Below are 26,748 nucleotides of genomic sequence, written 5' to 3'. Positions count from 1 at the left end.
ATGACAGCCAGAAAGTAGCAAAAGAAAGTTACATCGGAAGGTTCAAAAACTCATTTTGATACAGCTTGTTTGCCAAGCTATCGCGAAGCTTAACGGGGATGAATTTCATTCGATTGATTTGTCTGACCAACTCTTGTGCAAAGCTAGGCTTTTGTTTCATGTTCATCACGCAGCCCATTAGGTTGATGCTTTGTGCATCAAGCAGCTTTTTCGCTTGTTCTAGGTGGTGAGTCGACGTTTCACCATAGGCGACAACCATCAATGTACTGTCACAAGCGCTCGCCACAGACTGCGCCGGAATGTTGCCTTTGTTTATGTTGAGAAGCGGTGAGGTATCAATGATGACTCTGTCGTATTTCTCTAACCATTTGTTGACCACTTTTTGTAACGTTGTCGGATCTTTATAAGCCAATTGCGTTGAAGCAACTTGTGGAGCAGGGACACCGATAAACGTACGCTGAGATTCAACATGTTCAATCAATTGACCTTGCTGATTATCTTCTAGCATATTCAAATCTTTGAAAGCAGGGTTGAATAAGTTGAGATCAACATAAAGTGTTGAATGACCCGCAAGAAGAAAACGCTCAGCTAGTGCGGTTGCAATAGATGTTACGCCGTCACCTGAATGACAGGCGGTCACGCATATTGATTTTTGGCCGTTAAGTTCAGAAGCTAAATACAGTTGCTCGACTTCGGCATGGGTCGCTGAAATAGTCATTATAAAGCTCCTATTAATACGATGGTGGTGGTGATACGCAGTATGTCATCAAGTCCGACACGTGCTTTTTCAATAAAGCTTTCGCGACGGTCTGGAATGTAAATCGTGTCACCAGCGCGTAGCACCGGCAGGTTGTAAATGTTCGCCGTTTTACTGAACTCTACAAGGTCAAAAGTACGAGCCTGACCTTGGCAGCAAGACATATTTACGATGGTAATTTTCTCTACGTAAGCATTGTCGGTAGGGCCTGCCGCTTCTGCCAGAATATCTAGAATGGTCATGTTGTCGTTGAACACATAACGCCCTGGGTTGTTAATCGCACCAAGTACACGAACAGTTTCTTCTTTCGGTGTATCTAACCAGTTTTTGCCTTTCTCTGGGATGTAAATCGTGTCGCCAGTGGTTACGTTTGGCAGTAACGATTCGTCACCGGTTTCGAAGTATAGTGATAAGTTAAGTTTGCTTACTTGCGAATAGGTTTTGTCACGATGCGTTACTCGAACGTTGTGGATGTCAGCATCCTTTGTTGGACCGTCAGCCGCAGACAAGATATCAAGGAAGTGCATGTCTTTGGTGAAGCGGTAACGACCGGGCGCATTCACTTGTCCAAAGATGTAGATCGAAGCATCAGAGCTTTGACGAACCCATTGTGATTTATTGTCCGAAGGATCTTGTGGCAAGTCGTGAACACGCACGATAGAACCCGCGCGAATTTGTGGCATTTGGTCACGTGGCGCGCCATTTCGAATGAAATCATCAAGGTTAAATACAACCAACTTTCTACCAGTCACGACTTCAATTTTCGATGTGTCAGCGCGTAGTGTAGGGCCGCCGACGTGTGCCAGTAATCCCATGAAGTTCATTTCGTCTGACCATTCAATACGACCAGGTCGATTTACCTCACCAATCACGTTAACTGCTCGGTCTGGCGTAATTTTCAACCAAGACTTCTCGTTCATGTCGGTTTTCTCGGGAACGAAAATCGCGTCACCAGCCTTGATGTTAGGAGGATTAGAGTTAGGTAAGCCTTCGGTGTAAGCCGCTAAATCGAATTTAATCACTCTGCCATCGGCTTTGATGACTCGGATTTGTCGTGACTCTGCAAATCGAGTCGGGCCACCCGCATTAGCCAATATATCCATAAAGGTCGCGTCTCTTTTGCCTTCAAAAGCACCAGGTGCTGCGACTTCACCCATCACGTAAACCATGTTTGCGCCAGATTTGATCTCTTCTTCTTGCTTTGGAACGAAAATTGTCGCACCCGGGCGTAAAATTGGAAGCAGACTTTCGTCACCAGAATCTAAGTAACGTTTTAGGTTGAACAGTGTTGGGGTGTTGTTTGAGATTACTCGGATTTGTTCAACACTGGCATAACGAGTGACACCGCCTGAACGCATAAGTACGTCGACAAGGTCGGTGTTCTCTTTGTAAGTGAACGAACCCGGTGCGTTTACCTCACCAAACACTTTAATTGAATTTCGAGAGTCAGCACTGTCGCCTGAGTTAGCAAGCTTTGCTGCATCGAACTCTTGCTCGATATTACCGACTAATGGAGAAGCTGGAACGAACAATGAATCCAGTGATTGCAGAGTAGGTAATGTTGACTCGTCTCCTGAATCAAGGAATCGTTTGTAGTTAAACTCTTTCTTATCTGCGCCTCGCTTTAGAATAAGCTTATCCAATTGCGCGCCCGGACGTAAACCACCCGCAGCGTAAAGTGCCATTTGGATGCTAGAACCTAACGCGAGCGTGTATTCGCCAGGCTGTTCTACATAACCTTGCACGTAGATGATGATTTGCTGCTCTTTTACATACACTGAAGCGTTCGAAAGATCTTTATAAGCGGTTGCCAGAGACTCTAGAACCACTTTGTTAAGCTGCTCACTGTCGTAACCTGCAACAAACACAGCGCCTACTTCAGGAAGGGTAATACGGCCACGCTTATCCACTTGGAACCCCGTGTTTAAGGTACTTTCACCGGGTACGTTAACTTGGATAAGGTCACCGACTTGAACCGCGTCTGAAAACTCATCGTTAGCATTGACGACATTCGCAAAGCATAACGATAGGGTGATGATAAAAGCGATTAAGGATTTCATAGTCCACCTCCCATTTTCTCCGCATTATTAGGCGAGATAATTTCGATACTCACTCGGCGGTTCGTTAAACGTGTGCCGTCAGATTCGCCTTCAAAAAGAGGGACGGTTTCGCCTACAGAGACGGCTTTGATTCGTTGAGCGCCTAGGCCAAATATAGTCAGGTAGCGTTCGACTTGTTTCGCTCGTCCAAGTGCTAACTTATCGTTGTATTCTTCGGTACCTGTCGCATCAGCATGGCCGGTAACAACAAGGTCTAGAGATTTGTGTTCTTTCAGTAGGCTGGTTGCTTCCGCAAGTCTTCCCATGTACTTCGGGTTTACTTCAATCGAATCTTCCGCGAATTGGTTATCAACATTAAGCAGGTCATACAACTGTTCGATAACTGACAGTTGCATTCTAAATTGGGTTTCATTTTTTGGTGGCTCACAGCGGGCTTGAGAGGTTACGTAATCCAGTTGGACTTCAAGTTCATTTAGGCGTTTTCTTTGGATCACTAAGTCGTTGGCTGCATCCAGTAGTAGACCACCTTGAAGTTCACGAGCAATACGATTTTGCTTTTCGATTGCTTGAACAACAGCAGCGGGGAAACACCAACGAGCGCCTTCTTGGATCAAAGCATCAAGGTGCAATTTAGCGAGCTGCCAATCAAAGCGTAATCCATGTTCTGGACCAAGTGGCTCGTCTGGCATGACAGGAGAGAAGTCTGAGTTTTGATAGTTGATAGAATCATAACTTTCAGCCAACCCCCCTGTGCCTTGTTCAGGATAGCTAGTACAGCCACCCAGAACGAGAGCGGACAGAGAAAGGGCTATGTAGTTTTTCAGTATTTTCATGCCAACGTCCTATGTTTCTAATTTTTATTATTATTTTTTGTTACTTCTAGCTTAGTGGATCTTCATGAATTTGTAGGATTTTTTGAATTTACTGGGATAGCGTGGCCAATACGTAGTAGGTTCATAATTTCAAGAGGCTGACCAGTCACATTTTCAAGTCGCATGTTGCGTTCACGCTCAGTCAGACGTTTGAACATATAAACAATCGCGCCAACACCAGATGAATCTAAAAACTCAACTTGGCTAAAATCAACTTCGATTTCAGGGTGGCCATCGTTAGAAATCACATCATCGATGTCTGTTTGTGCATCACGACTGCCTGCTGCATCCAAATCACCGAAGATAGAAAGCGTCAGTGTCGTTGTATTCAAATCAATCTTACGTAGTTCCATAGCGATAACTCCTCTTTAGTATGTATGGACAGTTGCACTGAATGTGCCAACTTTTATGTTGTTATTTTTCAATGAGTTATATTTAGTGCAAATTCCCATCTCATATTGAGAAAAGGCGTTTCTCAATATGAGAACTAAAAACGGCGGAACATATGAGAGTTATAAGTCATTAATTTAATGAATAAATGAAAGGCTTAGATAAGGTTGATGAGTGGATCGCATCTTCTGCCAAAGATTGTCTAACTGCGTGTTAGAGCGCTTAGGATTAAAGACATTTGTTGACCACTACAGATATTAATACGGAGCAGATGATGAGATTAACCAAACTGGCTTTAGCCACTCTATGGGCGTGTTCGCTTTCATCTCATTCATCCTATTTGCCTCCTGACCATTTGGTGCTTGCAAACTCCTACCAGCAAGGCATAGATGTTTCTGAATACTGGAAGAGTGAAAAACTTGATGGGATTCGGGCTCTATGGGATGGGCAGCACCTTTATACACGCAATGGCAATCGCATTTACTCACCTAAGTGGTTTACTGAAAACTTGCCTAAGGTCCATCTCGAAGGAGAGTTGTGGGCAGGAAGAGGCAAGTTCCATCTCGTTCAATCTACCGTTCTCGACCATACGCCGAGTGACACAGCATGGCGCCAAATCGATTTCATGCTGTTTGATATGCCCGGCGCCGCAGGAGATTATCAAAAGCGCTATTACAACATTTTGCATTGGGTAAGCGTGATTGGAGAATCTCATGTCGGCTACATAGAACATGTACCAATTCACAGTGAAGAGGCTTTATTTCATCAACTTGATAATGTCGATGAGCGTAATGGCGAAGGTTTGATGCTTAGAAAGATCACCAGTCGTTATCAAGCAGGCCGAAGTAATGATTTGTTAAAGCTTAAAAGGCATCATGATGCCGAAGCCACGGTTATTGGCTACAAGGGAGGTACAGGGAAGTATAAAGGGATGATGGGTTCAATTTTGGTTCACACAGAAGAGGGTGTGGAATTTTATATCGGCAGCGGGTTCAGTGACCAAATGAGACTCGCACCGCCAGAGATCGGCAGCCGTATTACCTTTCGCTACAATGGTTTTACTCAAAACGGAAAACCCAAGTTTGCGCGCTTTGTTCGAGAGAAGAGTGAATATTAAGGCAGATACGACCTACCTGACCATTAAACGAAAAGAGCCCTGAAAATCAGAGCTCTTTTTTGTATTCGAAATCAGATAGACCGACTTAGTGAGTGCAAATCTAGCGCGAACTAAACTCTAGCTGTACGTCGTCGTCTTGTTTATGCATCCAGTGTAGGCGCATACCTAACATAATCGCTGCTGATGTTAGACCGACAATGAAACCAATCCAGAAACCGTGCGCACCCATAGGTTCAACAATCCAATCTTTCATACCCAAGATGTAGCCGATAGGAAGACCAAGCAACCAGTAAGCCACAAAGGTGATGTTGAAGATTGAACGCATGTCTTTGTAGCCACGCAGAGCACCTGCAGCGATAACTTGGATGGCGTCAGTACATTGATAAACCGCCGCGAACAACAGCAACTGCATTGCAACGGTAATTACCGCGGTGTTCTCTGTGTAAAGTAATGCAACCTGCTCTCTAAACAGAACCGTTAACGCCGCTGTCATTAAGGCTGTAACTAAACCAACAATGATACCCACGTGTGTCGCTATCTTAGCGCCTTCGGTGTTGTTTTCGCCTAACTTATGGCCAACACGAATACTCACGGCTGCACCGATACTCATTGGAATCATGAAGACTAGCGAAGAGAAGTTGATCGCGACTTGGTGCGCGGCAACAATCAATGAACCCAATGGTGCAACTAACAGAGAAACCACCGCAAACAGAGTTACCTCGAAGAAGATAGCGGCCGCTACTGGGAAACCAAGTCTAAACAGACGGATTTGAGCTTTAAGTTGAGGCTTGTGGAACGTACCGAAGATGTTGATTTTCGCCAAACGCTTTGATGTTAAAACGTAAGCGAACAGCAATGCAAACATAACCCAATAGACAATAGCCGTTGCCACGCCACAGCCAACACCACCCAGAGCAGGAGCACCAAGTTTTCCGTATACGAACATCCAGTTCAGCGGGATGTTTAATAGCAAGCCAATAAAACCAATCACCATTGCAGGCTTAGTTAAAGACATTCCATCCGTAAAGCTTCGCAATGTTTGGAACAACAAAAACGCAGGTACAGCAAACATCACCGCATTCATATAGCCGATGGTTTTTTCTGCCATGAGTTGTTCAATGTCCATCCACTCCAATATCAATTGTGTCTGGAACAGTACGCCAATGATAGGAAGAGAGATAACGAGCGCTAAAAACGCACCTTGTTGAATCTCAAATGGAATTTTGACTTGTCGACCAGAACCATTCAGCTGTGCAACGACAGGAACCAACGCCATCAATAGACCGACACCAAATAAGATTGATGGTAGCCAGATACTTGCTGCAATCGAAACCGCCGCCATATCGATAGCACTTACGCCACCGGCCATTACGGTATCAACAAAACCCATTCCAGTTTGTGCAACAGATGCGATCAATACTGGGGTCGCAAGTTTGATTAGATTCGAGGATTCTTCTTTGTAACGATGCACAAACAACTCCAAATAAGAGGGAAAATTAGAATAATAGTGTAGGAAAGGACATTCTGAAGGAATCAGAGACAATGATCTTAAGCTTCCACTGGACGAATCATAAAGAAATGTCACAATAACTGCTATGAAAAACTGTTATTAGAATGCTAAATAGGAATCTTATGTTTACAGGTATCGTTCAAGGTATGGCAACACTGGTTGCTATAAACAAAAAAGAGTTGTTTCAAACTCATACCATTGAGTTAACTGACGAAATGGTTGAAGGGTTAGCAATTGGCGCTTCAGTAGCGCATAACGGTTGTTGCTTAACGGTAACGGAAATTTCAGGTAACCAGATTGCTTTCGATTTAATGCAAGCGACATTGCGATTGACGAACTTAGGCCAGCTGAATGTTGGTGACAAAGTGAATGTTGAGCGTGCAGCAAAGTTTGGTGACGAAATTGGCGGGCATAGCATGTCTGGCCACATTACTCTGATGGCTAATCTCGTTGATGTGATTAAGACAGAAAACAACCGCACGCTTTGGTTTGAGCTGCCTCAAGAATCAATGAAGTATGTGTTGAGTAAGGGTTATATCGGCGTTGATGGTTGTTCATTGACGATTGGTGAAGTGGAAGAGAACCGTTTCTCTGTTCACCTAATCCCAGAAACGCTGAATCGTACTCTGTTTGGCGGCCGTGAAGTAGGCGACCAAGTAAACATTGAGTTTGATCCTCAAACACAAGCGATTGTTGATACTGTTGAACGCGTACTAGCAAACCAGAAATAGTAGTAGCTGTTTATCAATAGCACTCGCCCCAAAAAGCGTTGACTAAGTAAAAGTCGAAGACATTAAAAAAGAGCACATTGAGTGCTCTTTTTCTATTTGTGTGTATTTGTGTTTTTCTAGGCTAGCCTCTAAATCGAGGGTAGCTCTAAATAGAGGTGTAGATCCAACTCGACAAGAGAGTAGGTGTTAGAAGACTTGTTCGTCGTCTGCATCAATCGAGAGATTAATCCTGTCTCTTACTTCATCTACCTGCATGTCGAGGTGAATGGCATTGCAACACGCTGGGCAATCGTCATAAAAATCTTGGCTCCCATTAGAAGCATCAAGCGTTATGCTGATGGCATGCCCACAGTGGGGGCAGGAGACATGTTTCTCTGTGTATTTATGCATCGCGAATTCTCCTCACTGTAACTTGTTCCAATCGTAGTAGCTTGTATAGATCGTAGTCGCTTTATAGAACGACTTAGCTCGCTGTGATTGGTATTAAACGGCCTGTATCTTCTGAATGCATGCTTCAGTTTGTGCTAAATATTCGCCGCCAAATTGATTGCAGTGGTTAAGAAGATGGTACAAGTTGTAAATGTCTTTCCGATCAGTATAGCCAACGTCGAGTGGATTGACGCTCTGGTAACCTTCATAAAACTCTTTTGGAAAGCCTTCAAACAATTCCGTTAATGCCAAATCGCATTCATGGTCACCCCAGTAACAAGCCGGGTCATAACAGATTGGCCCAAAGGCTGAATTTGCTACATTGCCATTCCAAAGATCCCCATGAAGCAAAGAAGGGCGAGGGTTGTGGCCAGCAAGACGCATATTCACCACATCAACGATGTCATCAATATCACCAAACTCGATGCCTTTCTCTTTGAGCAGTTGCAGTTGGAAACCAATGCGTTGCTCAGAGAAAAAGCGACCCCATTTCTTATGCCAAGGGTTGGGTTGAAGTGTGCTGCCGATATAGTTGTCTTGGTCGCAACCAAACTCTTTTTGCTCGCCCCATTGATGAAGCTGCGCAAGCTGAACGCCGAAATCGAAGCTATTGTTGCCCGTCTCGAGCGGTTTGGTCGGCAAGTAATTGAGAATAATGAACGAGCACTCTTTGGTTTTGCCAATAAGCACCAACTCAGGAACGTAAACGGTGGAGGTTTCTCTTAACAAGCGTAAGTTCTCAGCTTCAATTTCAAACTTAGGTAAAAATTCTCGCTGATTCACTTTCACAAAGTAACGTTCATTACCATCGCTGATCATATAGCAATCGTTAATGTCGCCACCAGAAACCTTGGTACGTTCAGTAATCTGAAAGTTAAATAGAAGAGTATCTGAAAGTTGTTGAGAAATGGCCTGCCACATAGGAAATCCTCAAAGACTGAAAGTTAAAAAGATTGAAGGTTAGAAATACTGTTTGTTTAATAGCAATAGTTTAGGATAAATCTGAACAATTTATAGACGCACTCGTCAATGTTCTTAGCTCTTCTTCATCTTACGTAGAATCAATTGGCCGAATTGTGAACTCGAACTGATTCAAGCTCTTTGAAATACAAACATAAATTGAAAACCTGACGTGATGAAATAGTTTGGAACTGGTCTCACAATCGAAACGGTTTTGAACGCCACAAACTGGAAAAGTGGTTTGAGCTTGTTATTGTCTACCAACCAATTTAAATGAGCTTTTAGAGTAAGTTGAAAGGGCTATTGTTAACTGGCGCAATACTTTGCTTCAAAGTTTGTCTTACACTTTGTTAGGCGTGAAATTACTTATGGCTCAAGTAGGCAGGTATACCACTTAACCCTATATCGATTTAAATTTAGGCTGAAATACTAACTAGGATCATTTTAATGCGGTTTTGGGCAATAAAGTGATGACAAATAGCTTCATTTACATAGTATTAGGCAAGTACGTATTAATCTGCTCTAGAGCTTAAAACGGAGAATTATTGTGGTTGTAGAAACCGATGGCTATTTGGCTTTAATCGAGCACCTATCATTCAACCTTGATGTGTTTACCAATAGTAATGGTGATACTGGAAACGAAAGTGTCGAAGACATTGTTACCGACATGATTTCAACGAACATCATGGCTATTTTCGAGCAAAACCCAGAGTTGCATTCGAGCGTTCGTTTTCAGCTTTTGAAAGAAGCCGATGCCGTAGTAGCGGATCTTGGTGAAGTATTAGCGGGCGTGTGGGCTAAGAAAGCAACTAACGAACAAATTGTATTCCTTGATGAGTACATCGCGTTAGTGAAGAACCTGTTTGATACTGCTGTTGCTAAATACGACTAACGGTTTGTTTATCCACTTATTGTCGTAATTGGTCAGCATAAATAACAACGGGCGTTTAAGTCGTATCTTTCTAGAGTTACCTCGCTCAGCGGTTTATCTTTCGAACCGCTATAAACGCCTAAAGTGCCAAAACTTGGATGCCCAGTAAGGGTTGTCTAACCTAGAAATAATGACACCTTTTGATGTCGAGGCATGTAGGAATTGGTTGTTTCCTAAATAAACACCTACGTGTCGCACCGTCATCGAAGTCTTGAAAAATACCAAGTCACCGCTTGTTGCTTCCCCATATGCAATTTCTTTTCCCTTTTTACTCTGGTCTTTTGTGGTTCTTGGTAGGGCTTGTTGAGTCGCATTTTGCACGGCGATTTGAACAAAAGCAGAGCAATCTACGCCTCGAAATGATGTCCCACCGAAATGGTATGGCACACCTTTCCACTGTTCATAGACGCTCATATAAGCGTTTGTAGTCAATTGTTCTGACTTTGATAAAGGTTTTTGTGCGGTTTGACTAAGCTGAGAAGGCGATGGTGACGAGCTACAAGCAGCCAATGTTGCTAAAGTTATTGTAACTACAGCCATTTTTCTGATTTTCATATGTAACTCTTCTGACAAAAAACTGAAATAAAAACGTCATCAAGGACTTCTAGTATACGAACTAACTTAAGGATATCTCTTTTCGTAGTCAAACTGGATTTCACATGCCCGACACAAATTTATCAATAAAACCCTCACGTTATACATTCTCGCTCATTCAAACCGTCACTGCTGTATTTATTTCCATTCTTTTACTTGTTAGTTTTTTATCAATGGTTAGCATTCGGGGCGTTGAACGGGTCGGGGGACATTTTGATGCACTCTCGGAACAAGCATTACCCCTTGCTCTACATAATGCCGAATTAACGCAAAGCGTATTAGAACAAGTAAAACTTCTCACTTACAGCACCCAATCAACCGACTTAGATACACTGAATGCCACAAGGGGCTCAATTGACCAACTCGCGACAGAGAGCAATACCACGCTAGAGGAACTCCTTTTTATCTCCCAATCTTTTCCTGATGCAATCTCTTTAGAGCAACAACAAAACCTTGTCGATGACATGGCGCAACTGCAAACCATGACCAACACGGTACTGCTGGCGCAGATCGAAATTCAAAGTAAGCAAAATCTGATCGACAGTAAAATGGGTGAGTTCCGTTATGGCGTTGGGTCTATCGGACCAGAAATGAATAGAATCAGCTCATTCTTGGTTGAAGACAACCCAGAAGCGAGCGATGCCGCGAACCGATTTACATCCAGCGCGTCTGCTATGGCGAACACCTTCTTGATGCTGATGATGCAATCTGACATTGATAAAGCACAAGACGAATACCGTCAATTGAGAAACCGAATCGCAGGCCTTAACTTGGCTTACAGCGATTTTGCCGATTGGCATCCAGACATCGCTGAGTTCGCGAGCTTGACGGCGCCTTATGAGATGGTGAAAGAAGGCTTTACCGAAGAAGGCGTAATCAAACAAATCCTCTTGAAACTCGAACTGGTTCAGCAGCAAGAGCAGAACTTAACGCAAGTCATTAACTTAGCGAACACCGTCATTAGCACATTGAATCAGCTGTCTTCTACCGCTTCCCATCTGATTGATGAAAGTGAACTGATTGTAAATCAAACCATCACCAATATTGATCGTGTGTTGTTTATCAGCGGGCTAGTGATTGCCGTAATCATTGTGATTTCATGGTTCATGTTACGCCGTTGGATGAATAAAGGGCTTAAAAACATTACTCAACAGTTGAGTTCACTGGCAGATCATGACTTCTCTAAACAGAGCGAATTGCTTGGGCCGTTAGAGCTGCAAGTTATTACTTCAAAGCTCAATACGGTCGTTGATTCCACAGCTGATTCGGTTCGTTTGGTCACGCGCAACTGTGAAACGCTTTACCAAACCGCAGAAGTAAGCCACGACGCTGCAGAACAAACCAATTCGAGCTTGAACGAACAGAACGAATCACTTCAGAATATGATCACCACCATTACTGAACTAGAAGCATCGATTGGTGAGATTGCTCGTATCTCTAACGCATCGAACGACGATGCGCAAATAGCAGAAGATGAGTCAGTGAATGGAAGCCAAGTGGTTGGCCTTAACCAACAACGATTACAAGCGCTTGAGCAATCTCTTAGCATGAGTGAAGAGTCGATGGCTGACTTGGATGGTCGAGTTAAGCAGATTCGTGAAATGGTCGACATGATCAGTGGTATCGCTGAAAACACCAACTTATTGGCACTGAACGCTGCGATAGAAGCGGCGCGAGCAGGTGAACAAGGTCGAGGTTTTGCGGTAGTTGCAGACGAAGTGCGTAAATTGGCGAGCGGCACGTCCCAGCAAACCACCAATATTCGTAGCATGATGAACGAACTAGTCGCGGCAGCAGATCGCTCACGTGCTTCTGTAACGGAATCGAGAAGTGAGATGGCCAATGCACTGCAAACCAGTGGCGATGTAAGACAAGCCTTCGAGAAAATCGAATTCGCGGTGAGCCAGATCAAAGGGCGTGTTGAGCAAATCATGGTGGCTACGGAAGAACAAGCTCGTGCGACTGTCGATGTAACCCATTCAATCACCCGAGTATCTGAGCAGGGCGAGAATACTAAGCTGCAACTTGAATCTATGATCGAGAGTTCAGAGCAAGTCGGAGAGATAGCAGGGCACCAACAAGCTATGCTTCACAAATACGTGCTGAAATAAACGAGCGTGCTGAAATAGACGAGCGTGCTGAGTTAAGCCAAACAGCACAAAAGTTGAAGCGCTAGCTGCTCTTATAATTCTATCGATACAGAAACGCCCTTAAGTTCTCACAAGAATCTAAGGGCGTTTTGTTTTCGGATTAAGCTAAGGTTGGTCTCAATATAATCTTGAGACTCAACCGAATTCGAACTTAGTCTTTCGTCGTCGGGAATCGCGCAAATGGCTGACGCAACATTAAATCTAGCCGTTGCTCTTTACCATCTTGAATCTCGGGAACACCAATATGTACCTTATCATGGCCAAGCTTGGGCTGAGCGCGGTAAGTCTTAAACCAGATGTCCCACACTGATAAAAAGAAGCCAAAGTTTGAGTGCGTTTCCTTAACAATGACCGAGTGATGAACACGGTGCATGTCTGGTGTCACAATCACTTTTCTCAATAGCTTATCGAACCATAGCGGAATACGTGCATTGCTATGGTTAAACATCGCACTGGCATTAAGAACAATTTCAAAGATCACGACAGCAATAACAGGCACACCAAGTGTGATCACCAAACTCACCTTAATGAGCATTGAAAGAATCATCTCAATAGGATGAAAGCGCGTTCCGGTTGTGACATCGATGTCTAGGTCCGCATGGTGAACTCGATGTAGTTTCCACAGCCAAGAAACACGGTGAAACACCAAGTGCTGTAGGTAAATGGCACAATCCAACAGCAATACACAAATCAAAATGGTGAGTTCTTTCGGAAGTGACAGGGTATTGAACAAACCCCATTGATTTTCTTGTGCGATAACCGCCGCTTGAAATGCTGCAATAGGAATTAAAGTGGCCAATAGAAAGCTGTTCAAAGCAACCAGCGCAAAGTTGTTTCCCCAACGAAACCATTTACTCTGAGTCAGCGTTTTACGTGGAAAGCGGTATTCCCAAAGCGCACATAGTCCGAAAACGACAATAAAACAAACAAAGCGAAGCAGTGACGGGTCTTGCATGGGAATTCCTTCTATCATTCTAGGGACACTGTAAGTACAATCGTGCCACTTTTCTAGATTTATCGTTATTGTCCATGAGAATCCACGCTTTTCACCGTTTATATCAACACCGTTTGTCTCTTTCTACCAAGCCGTTTAACGCGCGCGGGTGTAAAGTGGTTCGATGTGAGTTCTGCAAAATCAAACAAGACAGCTGTATCTGTGAACATCAACCAGACGTAAATACGAACGTCGCGACCATGTTGATCTTATCGGACAATGAAATACTTAAGCCAAGTAATACCGGCCGTTTAATCCTTGATACCGTTAAAGACAGCTATGCCTACCTTTGGCACCGCACTGAACCGAATCAAGAGATGCTTGATGTGCTGAAAGACGATAAATATCAGCCAGTCGTGGTCTTTCCGGAAGATTATACCGATGACAAATCGCGCGTGGTTGTAGACCTTGGTGAGATGCGAGATTCGAACAAGACGTTGCTGCTGATTTTTATTGATGGCAGTTGGCGAGAAGCGCGACGTATCTTCCGTCGTTCAGAGTATCTGCAAGATTTACCCGTGTTGTCGATTGAACCAGAATCGGTTTCGCAATACATGATGCGTAAGTCAGACAACGAACAACATCTTTCGACTGCAGAAGTGGCGAGCTTGGTTTTGAAACAGGCAGGTGAAGAGCAGGGCGCTCAGACTTTACAGCTGTGGTTTGAGACATTTCGCGAAAGCTACATGCTAAGTAAGACGCGCTATAAGTCCGATCCAACCAAACCAAGCCTGAACGCTTTCATAGAGCACACTAAAAATGAGACGTCACTCTAACCTTTAACCGCTTTGTGCTGACTTGTTGTTCAAACAGATTCGAACACGAGATAAGTTTGTTATCTATCACGGTTTGTAGGGGGAGTGTTATGGATAATGCTTCCTAGATGTTTAATTTGAAAAATTTATTTGCCCGAATTTAGGGAAAAATTGGAGAGATTTCATGTATTACGGCTTCGATGTTGGCGGCACAAAAATTGAATTTGGTGCGTTCAATGAAAAACTTGAGCGAGTAGCAACAGAACGCGTACCAACGCCTACTGAAGATTATCAACTGCTACTTGATACGATTGCCGGTTTGGTGAAGAAGTACGACAACGAATTTTCTTGCGAAGGTAAAATTGGTCTTGGTCTTCCTGGTATGGAAGATGCTGACGACGGCACAATGCTGGTTGTTAACGTGCCAGCTTCAACAGGGAAACCACTACGTAAAGACCTAGAAGCGCTTATTGGTCGTAGTGTGAAAATTGAAAATGATGCGAACTGTTTTGCGCTTTCAGAAGCGTGGGATGACGAGCTTAAAGACGAACCATCAGTAGCAGGCCTAATTCTAGGTACTGGTTTTGGTGGCGGTTTAGTTTACGAAGGAAAAGTGTTCTCTGGTCGTAACCACGTTGCAGGTGAACTGGGCCATATGCGTCTTCCTATTGATGCTTGGTTCCACCTTGGCGACAACGCACCGTTACTCGGTTGTGGTTGTGGCAAGAAAGGTTGTCTAGACAGCTACCTATCAGGTCGTGGCTTTGAATTGATTTACGAGCACTACTTCGGTGAGAAGAAGAAAGCAATCGAGATCATTCAAGCGTACAACGAAGGTGAAGCAAAAGCGGCTGAGCACGTTGATCGTTTCATGGAGCTATTGGCTATCTGTTTCGCGAACCTGTTTACCGGTCTTGACCCTCACGTAGTTGCATTGGGCGGCGGTCTTTCAAACTTCGAACTTATCTACGAAGAGATGCCAAAGCGTATCCCTAAATACCTACTGTCTGTAGCGAAATGTCCAAAGATCATCAAAGCGAAGCATGGTGATTCAGGCGGCGTTCGTGGTGCTGCATTCCTTAACATTAAGTAGTCGTGACTTAAGTTAAGCTAGCTATGGTTAGATAGTTAAAAAGTACAAATAAAAATGCCGCAATCTCGAAAGAGGTTGCGGCATTTTTTATTGTTCGGTGCTTTCGTTTCTTTAGCTGATAACTGTTAGCTGTTAGCTGTTAACTACAAACGAAAAGCTAGAAACGACATATCAAGAAAAGAGCCAAGAGGGCTTACTTCTTCTTTTTACCAACACCAAGATTGTCTTTTTGCTTCAACGTAAGCTTAGTAAAGCCAAGCTTGCGGAAGTAGTTGTCTTGGTAGTTGCGAACCGCTTTAGTATCAGAAATCAACTCAAGCTGTTGCTCAGTTTTTAGATACTCAGAGATGTCGATGCCTTCCGCTGCAGCAACAGCTTCTTGGATCGTGCGGTGTTCTTGTTTTGAAAACAGTAACTCTTTGTCTTCGTCTTTGTAAGTGTACAGAATGGTACGAGCCATGGTGCTCTCCAATAGAATTATTACTTTGCGCGCACTCTACATAAAAACCGTACGTGGCTCAAGGTAATGGTAAGAAATCTTAAGATTATCGTTCTAAACGTTTAGCGTAATTTAAGCTATTTGTCTTTTAGGAAACGAACAGGTTGTTTTTCACGAAACGAAAAGAACAAAAAGCCCCTTAACATCGAAAAATCTATATAGGGGCTTCGTCTGTGTCTTGGCAAAGATCTTCTAAATCAATTAAAAAGCTGCCAAGTCAATTTAAGTGTTTGCTTTGAGTTAAACGCGACCTTGCAGAGGAATGATCGTCACTGTCTCGCCAACTTTCACGGTATCAACCGCAGGTGAAATCTCGATTAAGCAGTTCGCTTCGCTCATTGAGCGCAGAATACCTGAACCTTGCTTACCCGTTGTTTTCACTTCAAGCACGCCGAATTCATTCATCGAGAACACACCACGGCTGAACTCAGTACGGCCTTGGCGTGAGCGCAGTTGTTCCGTCGCTACAGCATTTGCCTTCACTGGTGTCCAGTTCGTTTGACCTTGAAGCTTGCGGATCGCAGGCTCAACAAAGTTAATAAACGACACCATTACTGCAACTGGGTTACCCGGCAAACCAAAGAACGGTTTGTTTTCAATCTTACCGTAAGCCAATGGGCGACCTGGACGCATGTTGATACGCCAGAAGTTGATTTCACCCAGCTTATCTAACGCAAGTTTGATGTAATCCGCATCACCAACAGACACACCACCAGAAGTCAGAACCATATCGGTTTCAAGAGACGCAGAGTGGAGCACGTCCATCATCTTTTGTTCGTCATCTTCAATGATGCCGTAATCGACGATGTCACAGCCGAGCTTTTGAAGCATGCCAATAATAGTGAAACGGTTTGAATCGTAGATAGAGTTTGGTTTTTGCTCGCTACCCGGCGCTTGAACTTCGTCACCCGTAGAGAACACACCCACTTTCACTTTACGCAGAACAGGGCAGGTACCAAAACCTAACGACGCCATCATGCCCATTTCTGGCGCTTCGATGCGTGTGCCACGAGTAAAGACAGGTTGGCCGATTTCTAAATCTTCACCTGCCATACGGACATTTTGTCCAACCGAGATTTTAGCATCAGGGAAGCTCACTTTATCGCCATCTTGGACGGCTTGTTCACGCATCACGACAACATCAACGCCTTCTGGCATTGGTGCGCCCGTCATGATCTTAACCGCTTCACCTTGTTGCACGATTTGCTCGTAGCTGTGACCCGCCATGACTTCAGCAACGATGTTGTAGCTGTCCAATTCAAGATCTTCACTACGAATCGCATAACCGTCCATTGCAGAGTTGGTATTCTGAGGAACGTTGATTGGCGAAATAACATCTTCAGCCAGCACGCGGCCGTAGCCTTGCAGTAATTCAACACTCTCTGAGAGATCAAGCGCGTCAATGCTATCAACAATCTTTTGTTGGCCTTGAGTAACGGTTAAACCTGCAGGAGAGAACGAGTCACAACAAACAGCTGGCGCAACGTCTTTTGAAGATGAGCATGACACGGCTTTGCCTGTTGTAGAGGCAAGGTCAAAGGACTGCGCGTAATCGATGATGAAATCACGAATCGCTTCTAAATCGCTGATCGCCATTTGTGGCAGCTGTGATTCAACTTGGCTGTCTGCCGCGATAGCAATAATGTTGTTATCGTTCGGGTACAACCAAGGTTTGCCCACTTCATCTCGGTGCAGTTCAATTTTAGGGAAGGCGATGTTCTTACAGCCTTCAACCAAAATCAGATCAAGCGTGTTGGTATCAAATCGAGTCAGCAGGTAATCAAAATCTGCTTCGGCTTCTGGTGTTTCTGTCATCATCACGTGACGATTACGAGAAGCAATCAACATTTGGTTCGCGCCCGCTTTACGTAAGCGGTAACTGTCTTTACCCGGCTTATCGACATCAAAATCGTGGTGAGCATGTTTTAACACGCCAACTTTTAAACCCGCATCAGTCAACAGAGGAAGCAGGGCTTCAAGTACGGTCGTTTTGCCTGTACCGCTATAAGCAGCAAAGCCCAATAAAGGAAGGTTAGGGCGTTGTTTAGAATCTTTCATTATTGAAGCGTTCCGAATTGGGTGAGTTCTTCTGGCGTGTTGAGATTAACAAAGCAGTTAGGAGAATCGCTGAAATCGACGTATTCGGTAACACACTCTTTGTATAGCAAGATGATTTTACGATCACCACGTTCCAAAAACGCTTCTAACTTTGGTAGAACACGTTTGTGGAATAGGGTGAATACAGGTTGCTTAAATTCGCCATCATGCGCGACAAGAATGTCACTGTCTTCTTTAACTGCAGAACAAAAACGCTCAACAAGGTCGTCACTGATTTGTGGGCTGTCGCACGGGACAAAGCCAACCCAGTCGGTGTTCGCGTTTTTAAGGCCAGCATGAATGCCACCCAACGGACCCGGGTAGTCAGGGAAAGAATCGGAAACAACCGGAGCAAATGCTTTATAACTGTCTAAGTTACGATTGGCATTGATAATGATGCTGACATCTTGTTGTGACAGCTTGTTTATAACGTATTGAATAAGCGGAGAACCGTTGAGCTCAACGAGTCCTTTATCTTTTCCGCCCATACGGCTGGCCTGTCCGCCAGCCAAAATAACCCAACTAGTTTGCGTTGGAAGCAGCATAAATATTCTCTTGTGCTTTATCTTTCTGAATAACTTGCAGAAGCGGGGATTCGGTCAAAGTATTGTCTTTGATCCACCACTGCTTCTTACATAAATCGGTTAACGCGTTAGTTTGGTGACTGGTGATGACTAAACTCGCGCCTCTCTGAAGAAGATCTTCGGCCATAATCACCAATCTTTCAATAGATTCTTTGTCTAAAGAAGCACTTGGTTCATCCATAAGCAAGATTGAAGGCTTAAGAATCCAAGCTCGAGCCATTGCTACGCGTTGACGCTCACCGCCAGACAACACAGAAATGTGCTCATCTGCCAGGGTTTCTAAACCTACCATTCTCAATGCATTAATTATTTGAGCTCGCTTATCTTTTGGGCTCTCTTTGTTAAAGCGAATGCCATAAGCGACATTTTGGTACACCGAGCCATCAAAAAGATAGGGGGTTTGATGCAGGTAGATGATGTCTTTGAACTTGAGTCGAGGGAATAATCTTTGTTGCCAGCTCTGTGTTGGAGATTGAATGCGGCCAGAGCTCGGCTGAATTAATCCAGACAAGATTTTAAGTAGGGTCGTTTTACCAACACCATTGTCTCCTTTGAGATAAATGGCATCGTTGGGGCCGATCGACAATTCGGGAATGTGGAACAAAACACGCTCTTTGTAGCGCATTGAAATTTGCTGCGTTGTTATTTTTATACTCATGACAGCGTTCCTAAGTTCTTAAATAGCCTTTTCCTCTCACACTGGAAAGGAAAAAGTTAAGGGCTAATGCCAATGCTAATAACACCATGCCGAGGGCGACACCTTGAGCAAATGCGCCTTTGTGGCTTTCCATGGCGATAGCTGTAGGGATGTTTCTTGTCATCCCCATAATGTTGCCACCAACCATCATTGAACAACCTACCTCTGTCACGATACGAGAGAAGGCAGCAATGGTTGCAGCCAATAGAGGAAAACGTGTTTCCCAAATCAAGGTACACGCCACGCGTGTTGTTGATACGCCAAGTGTGCGCGCTGTTTCTACCGCTCGGCGGTCACTGGCCTGCAGAGCGCCGTGCATCATCGCAACTAGGATAGGGAAACAGATCACCATCTGACCTAGAATCATCGCCTTTTGGGTGAACAGCAATTGCCAATCACCTAACGGGCCAGAGCGAGAAAGCATCATGTACATCAACAAACCGATCACCACAGTAGGGATCGCTTGCAGGGTGTTGATCACTGAAAGCAAAGCCCATTTCCCGGGGAAATCGGTATAAGCCAATAAGAAAGCCATAAGGATTGCAGGAACAATCACCAATGAAATGGCGGACAAAGATACGCTGAAGGATACCGCGACGATTTTCCACAATTCGTGGTCAAAACTCACAAGTAGATTCATTGCATCAATCGTTGTTTGCCATAGGGTCATGAAGTATCTCGTGTAAATCGATAATTGGTTTTATCGGTAATGACTGATGTTAATCATAGCTGACCCAAACTATTTGAGTGTGTGTTGGTCAGCTATTGCTCTTAAGCATGATTGTGTTTCTATGCGTGAACGTTATTAAAGCGAGACAGCTTTATAGCGATCTGTTGTAAAAACAAGACAGTTTTTAAAGCGACATTGCTTAGGTGCTTCGTTAACTCTTTAGTTAAGCGTAGCGCTAATTGATTCGGGTTGAACCCTTAGCGCTACTTTTACTTACAGAAAACGACTGTTCACTTACAACAAACTATTCTGCGCTTGCAACAAACAGTTGTTTGCCATGCAGTTTAAAGTCGTTAATCAGTTTCTGACCTTTAGGGTTAACCAACCAATCACTGAATACTTTCGCTGCTTGGTAGTTAATGCTTGGGTAGCGCTCAGGGTTAACGAGAATCACTTGGTAAGGGTTGAATAGATTCTTGTCACCTTGGAAAAGGATTTTTAGATCCAGTTTATTTTGGTAAGCCAACCAAGTACCACGGTCTGTCATGGTGTAACCTTGCATCTCTGACGCCATGTTCAGAGTAGGGCCCATGCCTTGACCAACACTGCGGTAGCCACCAAAGTTTGGTTCGATTTTAGTTTGCGCCCAAATACCCATCTCTTTCTTATGAGTACCAGAGTCGTCACCGCGAGACACAAATGTCACGTTATTAGTCGCGATCGCTTTGAACACATCTGCCACTGCTTTTTGAGATTCAATTTTTGCAGGGTCGCTTTGTGGGCCAACGATGACAAAGTCGTTATACATCAGCTTACGAGGTAAAACGCCGTAACCTTTTTCTACGAAATTCGCTTCAGCCTTTGGTGCGTGAGTCATCACCAAATCCACGTCACCATTTTCACCCATGCGAAGTGATTTACCTGTACCCGCAGCCAGAACATCTACTTTGATGCCAGAATCTTTTTCGAACTCAGGCAGTAGGTAGTCCAGTAGACCAGAGTGATAAGTGCTTGTGGTTGTCGCCAACTTGATATGAGTGGTGTCTTCCGCACTGCTAGCCGTGTAACTGACGATCGATAGAGCTGCAATAGTTAAGGGAATTGCTTTCATTATTATTATGTCCATTCTGTTATAAATGAATGACATGCCTTCAGATTTAAAGGGCTCAAAGAAGGGCATGTGCATAAGACGCTAATTGTTGTAATTAGAAATCTACACCTTACAAGCAATCTTAATGCCAATAAATCATGCATCAGATCTCATTAAATTGCTGTTATTTCGGACAAAACTGCGCCATTTACCCCGTTAAAATGAATCAAAACATGAGCTAGGACAAAATGTCGCACATTGTCCCTGTTGGACAAAAGGTTAATTGGTACACTCTGTCCCAACTTTCCTCACCGGCTAATCATTATGTCTTTACCTAGTTCATCTGCATCCAATCTCAACCCGAACACATTGACTCAGTATCAGGCGTTTTCCGTTTTGGTGGTCGATGATGAGTTGGGTATGCAGGCTATCTTAAAGAAAGCACTAGGTAAGTTCTTTGGCAAGGTGTCGAGTGCAGGGTCGGTTGAAGAGGCTGAAACGCTGCGTTCGAGTGAACATTTTGATCTGATTGTCCTTGATATCAACTTACCAGGTCGCTCTGGTATTGAGTGGGAAGAGGCGTTTAACGACAACGACAAACGCGCCGATGTGATTTTCATGACGGGTTATGCCGATCTAGAGATGACCATATCTGCACTTAAGCTTGGTGCTTCAGATTTTATTCTTAAGCCCTTCAACCTAGAACAGATGATACAAGCCGTTCTACGTTGTATGGATAAGCGACTCGACCAAAGAATGCAATACGCGTTGAAGCGCGATGTTAGTCGTCATATTAAGACCGAATTGATCGGCAATTCAGACAAGACCAAACAGCTTAAACTGCTTATCAGTCAATTTGCACCATCTCGAGCTTCCGTTTTGATAGAAGGCGAGTCGGGTACAGGTAAAGAGTTGGTTGCGCGTGGTGTACATGAAGCAAGTAAACGTACTGGTCCATTTGTGCCAATTAACTGTGGCGCGATTGCTCCAGAGCTTCTAGAAAGTGAACTGTTTGGACACACCTCTGGCGCATTTACCGGTGCGAAGAAAAACCGTGAAGGCCTTTTCCGAGTCGCAAGTGGTGGCACCTTGTTCCTTGATGAAATCGGTGAAATGCCGCTGCCAATGCAAGCAGCGCTACTACGTGTGTTAGAACAAAGAACCATTCGTCCTGTTGGTAGTGAGAAAGAGATCTCTGTGGATGTACGCGTTGTAGCGGCGACCAACCGAAACCTTCAGGAAGAGGTCGATAAAGGGCACTTCCGTCGCGATCTATTCTACCGACTTAATGTACTTAAGATTGATGTTGTGCCATTGAGAGAGCGTCCATCAGATTTAATTGAGCTTGTTCCATATTTTACTCGTCTTTTATCAAGCGAACTGGGCTTGCCTGTTCCTAACTGGGCACATGAAGATATCTTGGCGTTGAACGAATACGAATGGCCGGGGAATATTCGTGAGCTTAAAAACTTAGTCGAACGATGCATTCTTTTAGACAAGCCACCAGCACACTATTGGCGCGAGATTAATGGTGATCCTGTTCCCGCTAGCATTTCAGTGACGGTGTCACATGGTGCAGAAATGCCAAACTTGAATAATGCAGACGCTGCCGAGGGCTATCCAAACACTTGGACACTTAAAGAAGTGGAAAAATCTCATATAGAACAGCTGGTTAGTTTCCATGATGGCAATAAATCGGCAGCTGCGAGAGATCTTGGCGTCGCACGTAAAACACTAGAACGTAAGTACAAAGATTGGAACACAGAAGGCTCTGAATATGCCGATTAGACGTCGTTGGTGGTCAAAGTGGGCGTTCCGGTTCAAAACCATGGTTCGCTACCGCCTATTATTCCTGACATCTGCTCCTATCATTCTTACCTTGTGTGCACTTGTAGCTATCACACTGTATTGGTCAATACATTACACGTGGCAGGGCGCTCTGATTGATGTTGATGAGCGTTTGGATGTTGCCGATAACAGTATTCACCTGATCCAAAATCAGCAAGCATACAACGTTCGTGCGTTCGCGGAGTCTTATAACTTTCGAACCAAACTCGCGAGTGATCTTTCACACGAAGAGCTAACGCGCTGGGTGTCTGAGAACAAATCTCGCTATGAGCTCGATTTTCTGCGTTGGCGTAGTGTCGAGAGTATGGCTAAGAAACTCGAATATCTAAATTTAACTCACAAGTCTTCGTTTTTCAGCGTGTTAAGCCGTAACGAACTCAACTACCTCGATAGTGACCTCGCTAAAAAAGCGGAAGTTCCGATGCTCAATGGGCAAGAAGTTGAGACTCGCGGACTGGTAAGCCGAACCGTTGTATCCATAAAAGATGAACGTGATCATGTGATTGGTTTTCTGGATGGCGGGATCTTACTTAATAACAGTACTCAACTAGTCGACCAAATTAGTAATCTTATCTACCCAAAAAGAGAAGGCTTTAATCGTCATATAGGTACGGTCACGGTCTTTCTCGATGACCTTCGCGTCAGTACCAATGTACCTTTAAGCAGTGAAGAACAAGCTGGGCGCGCCATTGGTACGCGTGTTTCTCACGAGGTTCACTCGAAAGTCTTGAACGAAGGTAAAGAGTGGCTAGATCGAGCGTATGTATACGATGCTTGGTACATCACGGCTTACCAACCAATCCATGACCAGTTTAATAATGTGATCGGCATGCTTTACACCGGTTATTTGATTTGGCCGTTGATAGAAACCTACTTGACCAACCTTGGCGAAATTAGCATTACCATTGTGTTGCTGTTGTTGGCATCCGGTTTGATCGTTCACCGTGGCGCGCGTGATCTTTTCAACCCAATTGAACGCATCCATAAGGTCGTTAAACTAGTCCAGATGGGGCAAGACAAGCGAATTGGTACGCTAGGTTTGGATGATCAACACGAACTGACACTGCTCGCTAAACAGTTCGATAAGATGTTGGATCTACTGCACGAGCGTAATCAAGAGATTCAACAAGCGGCGTCTGAACTAGAGTGCAAAGTGCATTCTCGTACCGCGAGTTTGAAAGAGAAAACTGAAGAACTCGAACTGCATATCAAGCTTCTCAATCAAGCCAGAGATAAGCTGGTGGTCAATGAAAAGCTGGCCGCGTTAGGTGAATTAACAGCAGGCATTGCTCATGAGATCAATAACCCAACCGCCGTGATTCTTGGCAACGTTGAACTGATGAAGTTTGAACTGGGCGATGAAGTGAGCCGTGTAGACGAAGAAGTCCACGCGATCATGGAGCAAATTGACCGAATTCGAAACATCACACGAAGCCTGCTTCAATACAGCCGTCACGGCGGCGTACAAGACGAAATTACGTGGCAACATATCAATCCAATTGTCGATGAAAGTATTACGCTCGTAAAAACAGGCGCGAAGAAGAAAGGCATTGTCTACGTATCACAGCTGAACGCTAAAACTTCAGTCGAAGTGAACCGAAACCAATTACTGCAGATTCTGGTTAACCTACAAATGAACGCGATTCATGCAATGGACGGTCAGGGCACGTTAACCATTTCGAGTGAAGACTGGGTTGAAAATGGCGTGTCTCACGGCGCTATCGTTCATGTTCAAGATGAAGGCTGCGGTATTAAGGAAGAACAACTGAAACGCATTTTCTCGCCATTTTATACCACCAAACGTGATGGCACAGGCTTAGGGTTGTCAGTGTCTCAGAGTATCTTGAGCCAAACTGGCGGCGAGATCCGAGTTGAATCAGAGGTAGGTAAGGGAAGTTGCTTTAGTATCTATCTTCAACAGAAAGCGACACCTCAATTGCTCGTATCAAACCTATAAGTTCCAAGAACTCATTCACTGATATTATAATATTTCTAACGCACTTGGGCTATTACACGAACGTTTTAGCCCAAGCACGAAAATCCCGCACTACTAATCTATCTCAAACCAAATCTCAACCTCTGCCGGTTTGACGAGCACCTCTTTTTGGTTATGTAACACAGTGTATATCTTTTGATCTTGATGCATATCATCTGAACTGTACGAAATTTTGATACCTTGGCCGAAAATCCATAATCAAAACAAATAATAAAGTCAGCCAGCTATGAAATTAAGTAACTTATCTATCAAATCAAAACTCGTCTCCATCGTCATTTTATCGGTTGTTCTATTAGTAATGGCATCCACTTTTAACCTAATGCAGCAGCGTGCGAGTTCCATGCAAGAGCGTCAAGATAAGCTCAGTGCTCAAGTCGAAACTGCAGTCAGCTTAGCGAGCTACTATTACAACCAACGTAATGTGCTCGGTGAAGAGGTCGCAAAGAAACAAGCACTTCAAGCGATCGAAACCCTTCGTTATGACACCACCAATTACTTCTGGATCTTAAACCAGCAACTCAACGTTGTTATCCATCCATTAAAGCCTGAACTCAATGGCAAGAACGCGGGTAACTTTAAAGATGGTGCGGGGAAACACCACTGGCGTGAGATGGTCACCATTTCTCGTACTCCAGAAGAGAAAGGCTTTCTTGATTACCAATGGATGAGCCCGCAAGGTGAACTCAAAGACAAGATCTCCTACGTACAACTGTTCCCAGAGTGGAATTGGATTGTTGGCTCGGGCATCCTAGTTGCGGACATTCAAGACGCGTTCTATGCATTGGCGCTCAAAGAGGGATTGGTCGCGGTCGTATTGTCGGGCCTGTTGTTTGCGATGGGTTACGCGATTTCAAATAACATCTTAGTGCCACTAAATAAGCTTATCGACAACACCCATAAGATTGCCGATGGCGATCTTCGTGTACGCATGAACATGACACGTAAAGATGAACTGGGCGATATGAGTCAGCAAATAGATACCATGCTCGACAAACTGCAAAGCACGCTTCGCACAGCCAATGAATCGGCGGATTTATCCAGTAATATGGCGAGCCACATCGCTCAAGCCAGCGAAGAAGCGGCAACCAGTGTTAACTCACAGCATGCACAGCTTGAGTTGTTATCGACTGCAATGACAGAAATGAGTGCCACCATTTCTGATGTCGCCGTTAATGCTGAAAACACTGCCGCAAGCACCAATAAGGTTGTAGACCACGCAAACCAAAACGACCAAAACATGCAGGTAACGTCTGATACTATATCTCAGGTTTCAGAGAACATTTCGACCGCGAATAACTTAGTCAGAGATCTGCAATCAGGTGTGACTGAAATAAGCCAAGTCGTTGGTGTCATTCGTGATGTATCAGAACAAACGAACTTGTTAGCGCTCAACGCAGCAATAGAAGCGGCGCGTGCAGGAGAGCAAGGAAGAGGATTTGCGGTTGTTGCTGATGAAGTCCGTAACCTTGCTAGCCGCACTCAGAATTCAACTAACGAAGTGCAATCCACAATTGAGAAACTGACTCAACAAGCAGAGCGTACCTTCAAGGCAATGCAAAGCAGTAACGAGAAAGTTGATCACAGCGTTGTCGCGTCTAACGAAACTCGCCAGCAACTCGATGTGATTGTGAATGAGCTGCATAACGCCAACGACATGGTCGCGCAGATCGCCGCAGCCTCAGAGCAGCAAAGCACGGTAGCCACCGAGATGAGTGAAAGTGTCACTGGGATTCATCTCGCTGCAAATGAGGTACTGCAGGCCTCACAATCGCTTGCAGAAGACAGTCAGAAAATGGCCAACACCACAGAACACCTTACTGAGCAATTGAAATACTTTAAGGTTTAGCATCAATACGAACATTAGCTTGAAGATAAAAAGCTCATAAAAAAACACCTCCGCACTTGAGATAAGTTCGGAGGTGTT

At 44.3% G+C, this 26,748-nt stretch carries 24 protein-coding genes; 9 read left to right on the top strand and 15 right to left on the bottom strand.

The genetic code is table 11. From position 1 onward, the window contains the following. Positions 1 to 28 precede the first annotated feature (28 nt). From MSG35_RS06680 to MSG35_RS06665, 4 genes are all read right to left on the bottom strand, one after another. On the bottom strand, positions 29 to 718 hold the full coding sequence (locus MSG35_RS06680; RefSeq protein ID WP_048612053.1) for a tyrosine-protein kinase family protein: 690 nt from the start codon (positions 716 to 718) through the stop codon (positions 29 to 31). Next, positions 718 to 2,817: an SLBB domain-containing protein gene (locus MSG35_RS06675; protein WP_248383437.1), complete on the bottom strand. Its 2,100-nt coding sequence runs from the start codon at positions 2,815 to 2,817 to the stop codon at positions 718 to 720. The genes MSG35_RS06680 and MSG35_RS06675 overlap by 1 nt, the downstream gene beginning before the upstream one ends. Next, positions 2,814 to 3,650, bottom strand: coding sequence for an OmpA family protein (locus tag MSG35_RS06670; protein WP_248383435.1), 837 nt, complete (start codon positions 3,648 to 3,650; stop codon positions 2,814 to 2,816). Before MSG35_RS06670 ends, MSG35_RS06675 begins: the two co-directional genes overlap by 4 nt. A gap of 62 nt (positions 3,651 to 3,712) precedes the next feature. Further along, positions 3,713 to 4,042 carry an STAS domain-containing protein gene (locus tag MSG35_RS06665; RefSeq protein WP_004733793.1) on the bottom strand — a complete coding sequence of 110 codons (330 nt, stop codon included), beginning with the start codon at positions 4,040 to 4,042 and terminating at the stop codon, positions 3,713 to 3,715. 311 nt (positions 4,043 to 4,353) lie between these two features. Here MSG35_RS06665 and MSG35_RS06660 point away from each other — a divergent pair, with 311 nt between their 5' ends. Beyond that, positions 4,354 to 5,196, top strand: coding sequence for a DNA ligase (locus tag MSG35_RS06660; RefSeq protein WP_048611046.1), 843 nt, complete (start codon positions 4,354 to 4,356; stop codon positions 5,194 to 5,196). A 100-nt stretch (positions 5,197 to 5,296) separates the two neighbouring features. Here MSG35_RS06660 and MSG35_RS06655 read toward each other — a convergent pair whose 3' ends face one another. Further along, complete coding sequence (locus MSG35_RS06655) at positions 5,297 to 6,667, bottom strand: MATE family efflux transporter (protein WP_048611045.1); 1,371 nt, start codon at positions 6,665 to 6,667, stop codon at positions 5,297 to 5,299. Between the two features lie 161 nt (positions 6,668 to 6,828). Here MSG35_RS06655 and MSG35_RS06650 point away from each other — a divergent pair, with 161 nt between their 5' ends. Beyond that, positions 6,829 to 7,437 (top strand): riboflavin synthase, encoded by a 609-nt coding sequence (locus MSG35_RS06650; protein ID WP_050634348.1) that lies wholly within the window; start codon positions 6,829 to 6,831, stop codon positions 7,435 to 7,437. A gap of 186 nt (positions 7,438 to 7,623) precedes the next feature. Here the strand turns inward: MSG35_RS06650 and MSG35_RS06645 are convergent, their stop codons facing one another. Both MSG35_RS06645 and MSG35_RS06640 read right to left on the bottom strand, forming a co-directional pair. Next, positions 7,624 to 7,827: a CPXCG motif-containing cysteine-rich protein gene (locus MSG35_RS06645; protein ID WP_004733789.1), complete on the bottom strand. Its 204-nt coding sequence runs from the start codon at positions 7,825 to 7,827 to the stop codon at positions 7,624 to 7,626. A gap of 93 nt (positions 7,828 to 7,920) precedes the next feature. Further along, on the bottom strand, positions 7,921 to 8,787 hold the full coding sequence (locus MSG35_RS06640; RefSeq protein WP_019823083.1) for a fructosamine kinase family protein: 867 nt from the start codon (positions 8,785 to 8,787) through the stop codon (positions 7,921 to 7,923). A gap of 586 nt (positions 8,788 to 9,373) precedes the next feature. On the opposite strand from MSG35_RS06640, the gene MSG35_RS06635 reads away from it, so the two are divergent. Further along, a complete protein-coding gene (locus MSG35_RS06635) occupies positions 9,374 to 9,718 on the top strand; it encodes a DUF3802 family protein (RefSeq protein WP_010440912.1) in 345 nt (114 codons plus the stop codon). A gap of 108 nt (positions 9,719 to 9,826) precedes the next feature. Here MSG35_RS06635 and MSG35_RS06630 read toward each other — a convergent pair whose 3' ends face one another. Beyond that, the gene (locus MSG35_RS06630; protein WP_050649097.1) at positions 9,827 to 10,312 is read right to left on the bottom strand and encodes an NlpC/P60 family protein; all 486 of its coding nucleotides are present in this window, start codon (positions 10,310 to 10,312) and stop codon (positions 9,827 to 9,829) included. A gap of 104 nt (positions 10,313 to 10,416) precedes the next feature. On the opposite strand from MSG35_RS06630, the gene MSG35_RS06625 reads away from it, so the two are divergent. Further along, complete coding sequence (locus tag MSG35_RS06625; RefSeq protein ID WP_048611030.1) at positions 10,417 to 12,462, top strand: methyl-accepting chemotaxis protein; 2,046 nt, start codon at positions 10,417 to 10,419, stop codon at positions 12,460 to 12,462. 190 nt (positions 12,463 to 12,652) lie between these two features. On the opposite strand, the gene MSG35_RS06620 is transcribed toward MSG35_RS06625, so the two are convergent. Next, complete coding sequence (locus MSG35_RS06620) at positions 12,653 to 13,456, bottom strand: sterol desaturase family protein (protein ID WP_248383433.1); 804 nt, start codon at positions 13,454 to 13,456, stop codon at positions 12,653 to 12,655. A gap of 68 nt (positions 13,457 to 13,524) precedes the next feature. Here MSG35_RS06620 and MSG35_RS06615 point away from each other — a divergent pair, with 68 nt between their 5' ends. Next, the gene (locus MSG35_RS06615; protein WP_248383431.1) at positions 13,525 to 14,271 is read left to right on the top strand and encodes a tRNA-uridine aminocarboxypropyltransferase; all 747 of its coding nucleotides are present in this window, start codon (positions 13,525 to 13,527) and stop codon (positions 14,269 to 14,271) included. Between the two features lie 163 nt (positions 14,272 to 14,434). After that, positions 14,435 to 15,343: an N-acetylglucosamine kinase gene (gene nagK / locus MSG35_RS06610; RefSeq protein ID WP_050621335.1), complete on the top strand. Its 909-nt coding sequence runs from the start codon at positions 14,435 to 14,437 to the stop codon at positions 15,341 to 15,343. A gap of 193 nt (positions 15,344 to 15,536) precedes the next feature. On the opposite strand, the gene MSG35_RS06605 is transcribed toward nagK, so the two are convergent. From MSG35_RS06605 to MSG35_RS06580, 6 genes are all read right to left on the bottom strand, one after another. Next, positions 15,537 to 15,803, bottom strand: a complete 267-nt coding sequence (locus tag MSG35_RS06605; protein WP_017063882.1) for a DUF2960 family protein — start codon at positions 15,801 to 15,803, stop codon at positions 15,537 to 15,539. A gap of 279 nt (positions 15,804 to 16,082) precedes the next feature. Further along, positions 16,083 to 17,900 (bottom strand): bifunctional molybdopterin-guanine dinucleotide biosynthesis adaptor protein MobB/molybdopterin molybdotransferase MoeA, encoded by a 1,818-nt coding sequence (locus MSG35_RS06600; RefSeq protein WP_248383429.1) that lies wholly within the window; start codon positions 17,898 to 17,900, stop codon positions 16,083 to 16,085. After that, the gene (gene mobA, locus MSG35_RS06595) at positions 17,900 to 18,484 is read right to left on the bottom strand and encodes a molybdenum cofactor guanylyltransferase MobA (RefSeq protein WP_048611024.1); all 585 of its coding nucleotides are present in this window, start codon (positions 18,482 to 18,484) and stop codon (positions 17,900 to 17,902) included. The genes MSG35_RS06600 and mobA overlap by 1 nt, the downstream gene beginning before the upstream one ends. Continuing rightward, positions 18,462 to 19,181, bottom strand: coding sequence for an energy-coupling factor ABC transporter ATP-binding protein (locus MSG35_RS06590; RefSeq protein ID WP_248383428.1), 720 nt, complete (start codon positions 19,179 to 19,181; stop codon positions 18,462 to 18,464). The genes mobA and MSG35_RS06590 overlap by 23 nt, the downstream gene beginning before the upstream one ends. A gap of 10 nt (positions 19,182 to 19,191) precedes the next feature. Further along, entirely contained in the window at positions 19,192 to 19,890 is a 699-nt protein-coding gene (locus tag MSG35_RS06585) for an ABC transporter permease (RefSeq protein WP_248383426.1), read from the bottom strand. A 304-nt stretch (positions 19,891 to 20,194) separates the two neighbouring features. Next, on the bottom strand, positions 20,195 to 21,001 hold the full coding sequence (locus MSG35_RS06580; protein ID WP_017059611.1) for a substrate-binding domain-containing protein: 807 nt from the start codon (positions 20,999 to 21,001) through the stop codon (positions 20,195 to 20,197). 303 nt (positions 21,002 to 21,304) lie between these two features. Here MSG35_RS06580 and MSG35_RS06575 point away from each other — a divergent pair, with 303 nt between their 5' ends. From MSG35_RS06575 to MSG35_RS06565, 3 genes are all read left to right on the top strand, one after another. Then, entirely contained in the window at positions 21,305 to 22,768 is a 1,464-nt protein-coding gene (locus tag MSG35_RS06575; protein WP_248383424.1) for a sigma-54 dependent transcriptional regulator, read from the top strand. Further along, complete coding sequence (locus tag MSG35_RS06570; protein WP_248383423.1) at positions 22,758 to 24,785, top strand: cache domain-containing protein; 2,028 nt, start codon at positions 22,758 to 22,760, stop codon at positions 24,783 to 24,785. The genes MSG35_RS06575 and MSG35_RS06570 overlap by 11 nt, the downstream gene beginning before the upstream one ends. A gap of 265 nt (positions 24,786 to 25,050) precedes the next feature. Beyond that, positions 25,051 to 26,670, top strand: coding sequence for a methyl-accepting chemotaxis protein (locus tag MSG35_RS06565; RefSeq protein ID WP_248383421.1), 1,620 nt, complete (start codon positions 25,051 to 25,053; stop codon positions 26,668 to 26,670). The last annotated feature ends 78 nt before the right edge of the window (positions 26,671 to 26,748 follow it).

Source organism: Vibrio sp. 1CM23M (assembly GCF_023161755.1).
Classification (GTDB): Bacteria; Pseudomonadota; Gammaproteobacteria; order Enterobacterales; family Vibrionaceae; genus Vibrio; species Vibrio coralliirubri.
This window is presented reverse-complemented; position numbering and strand designations above follow the sequence as displayed.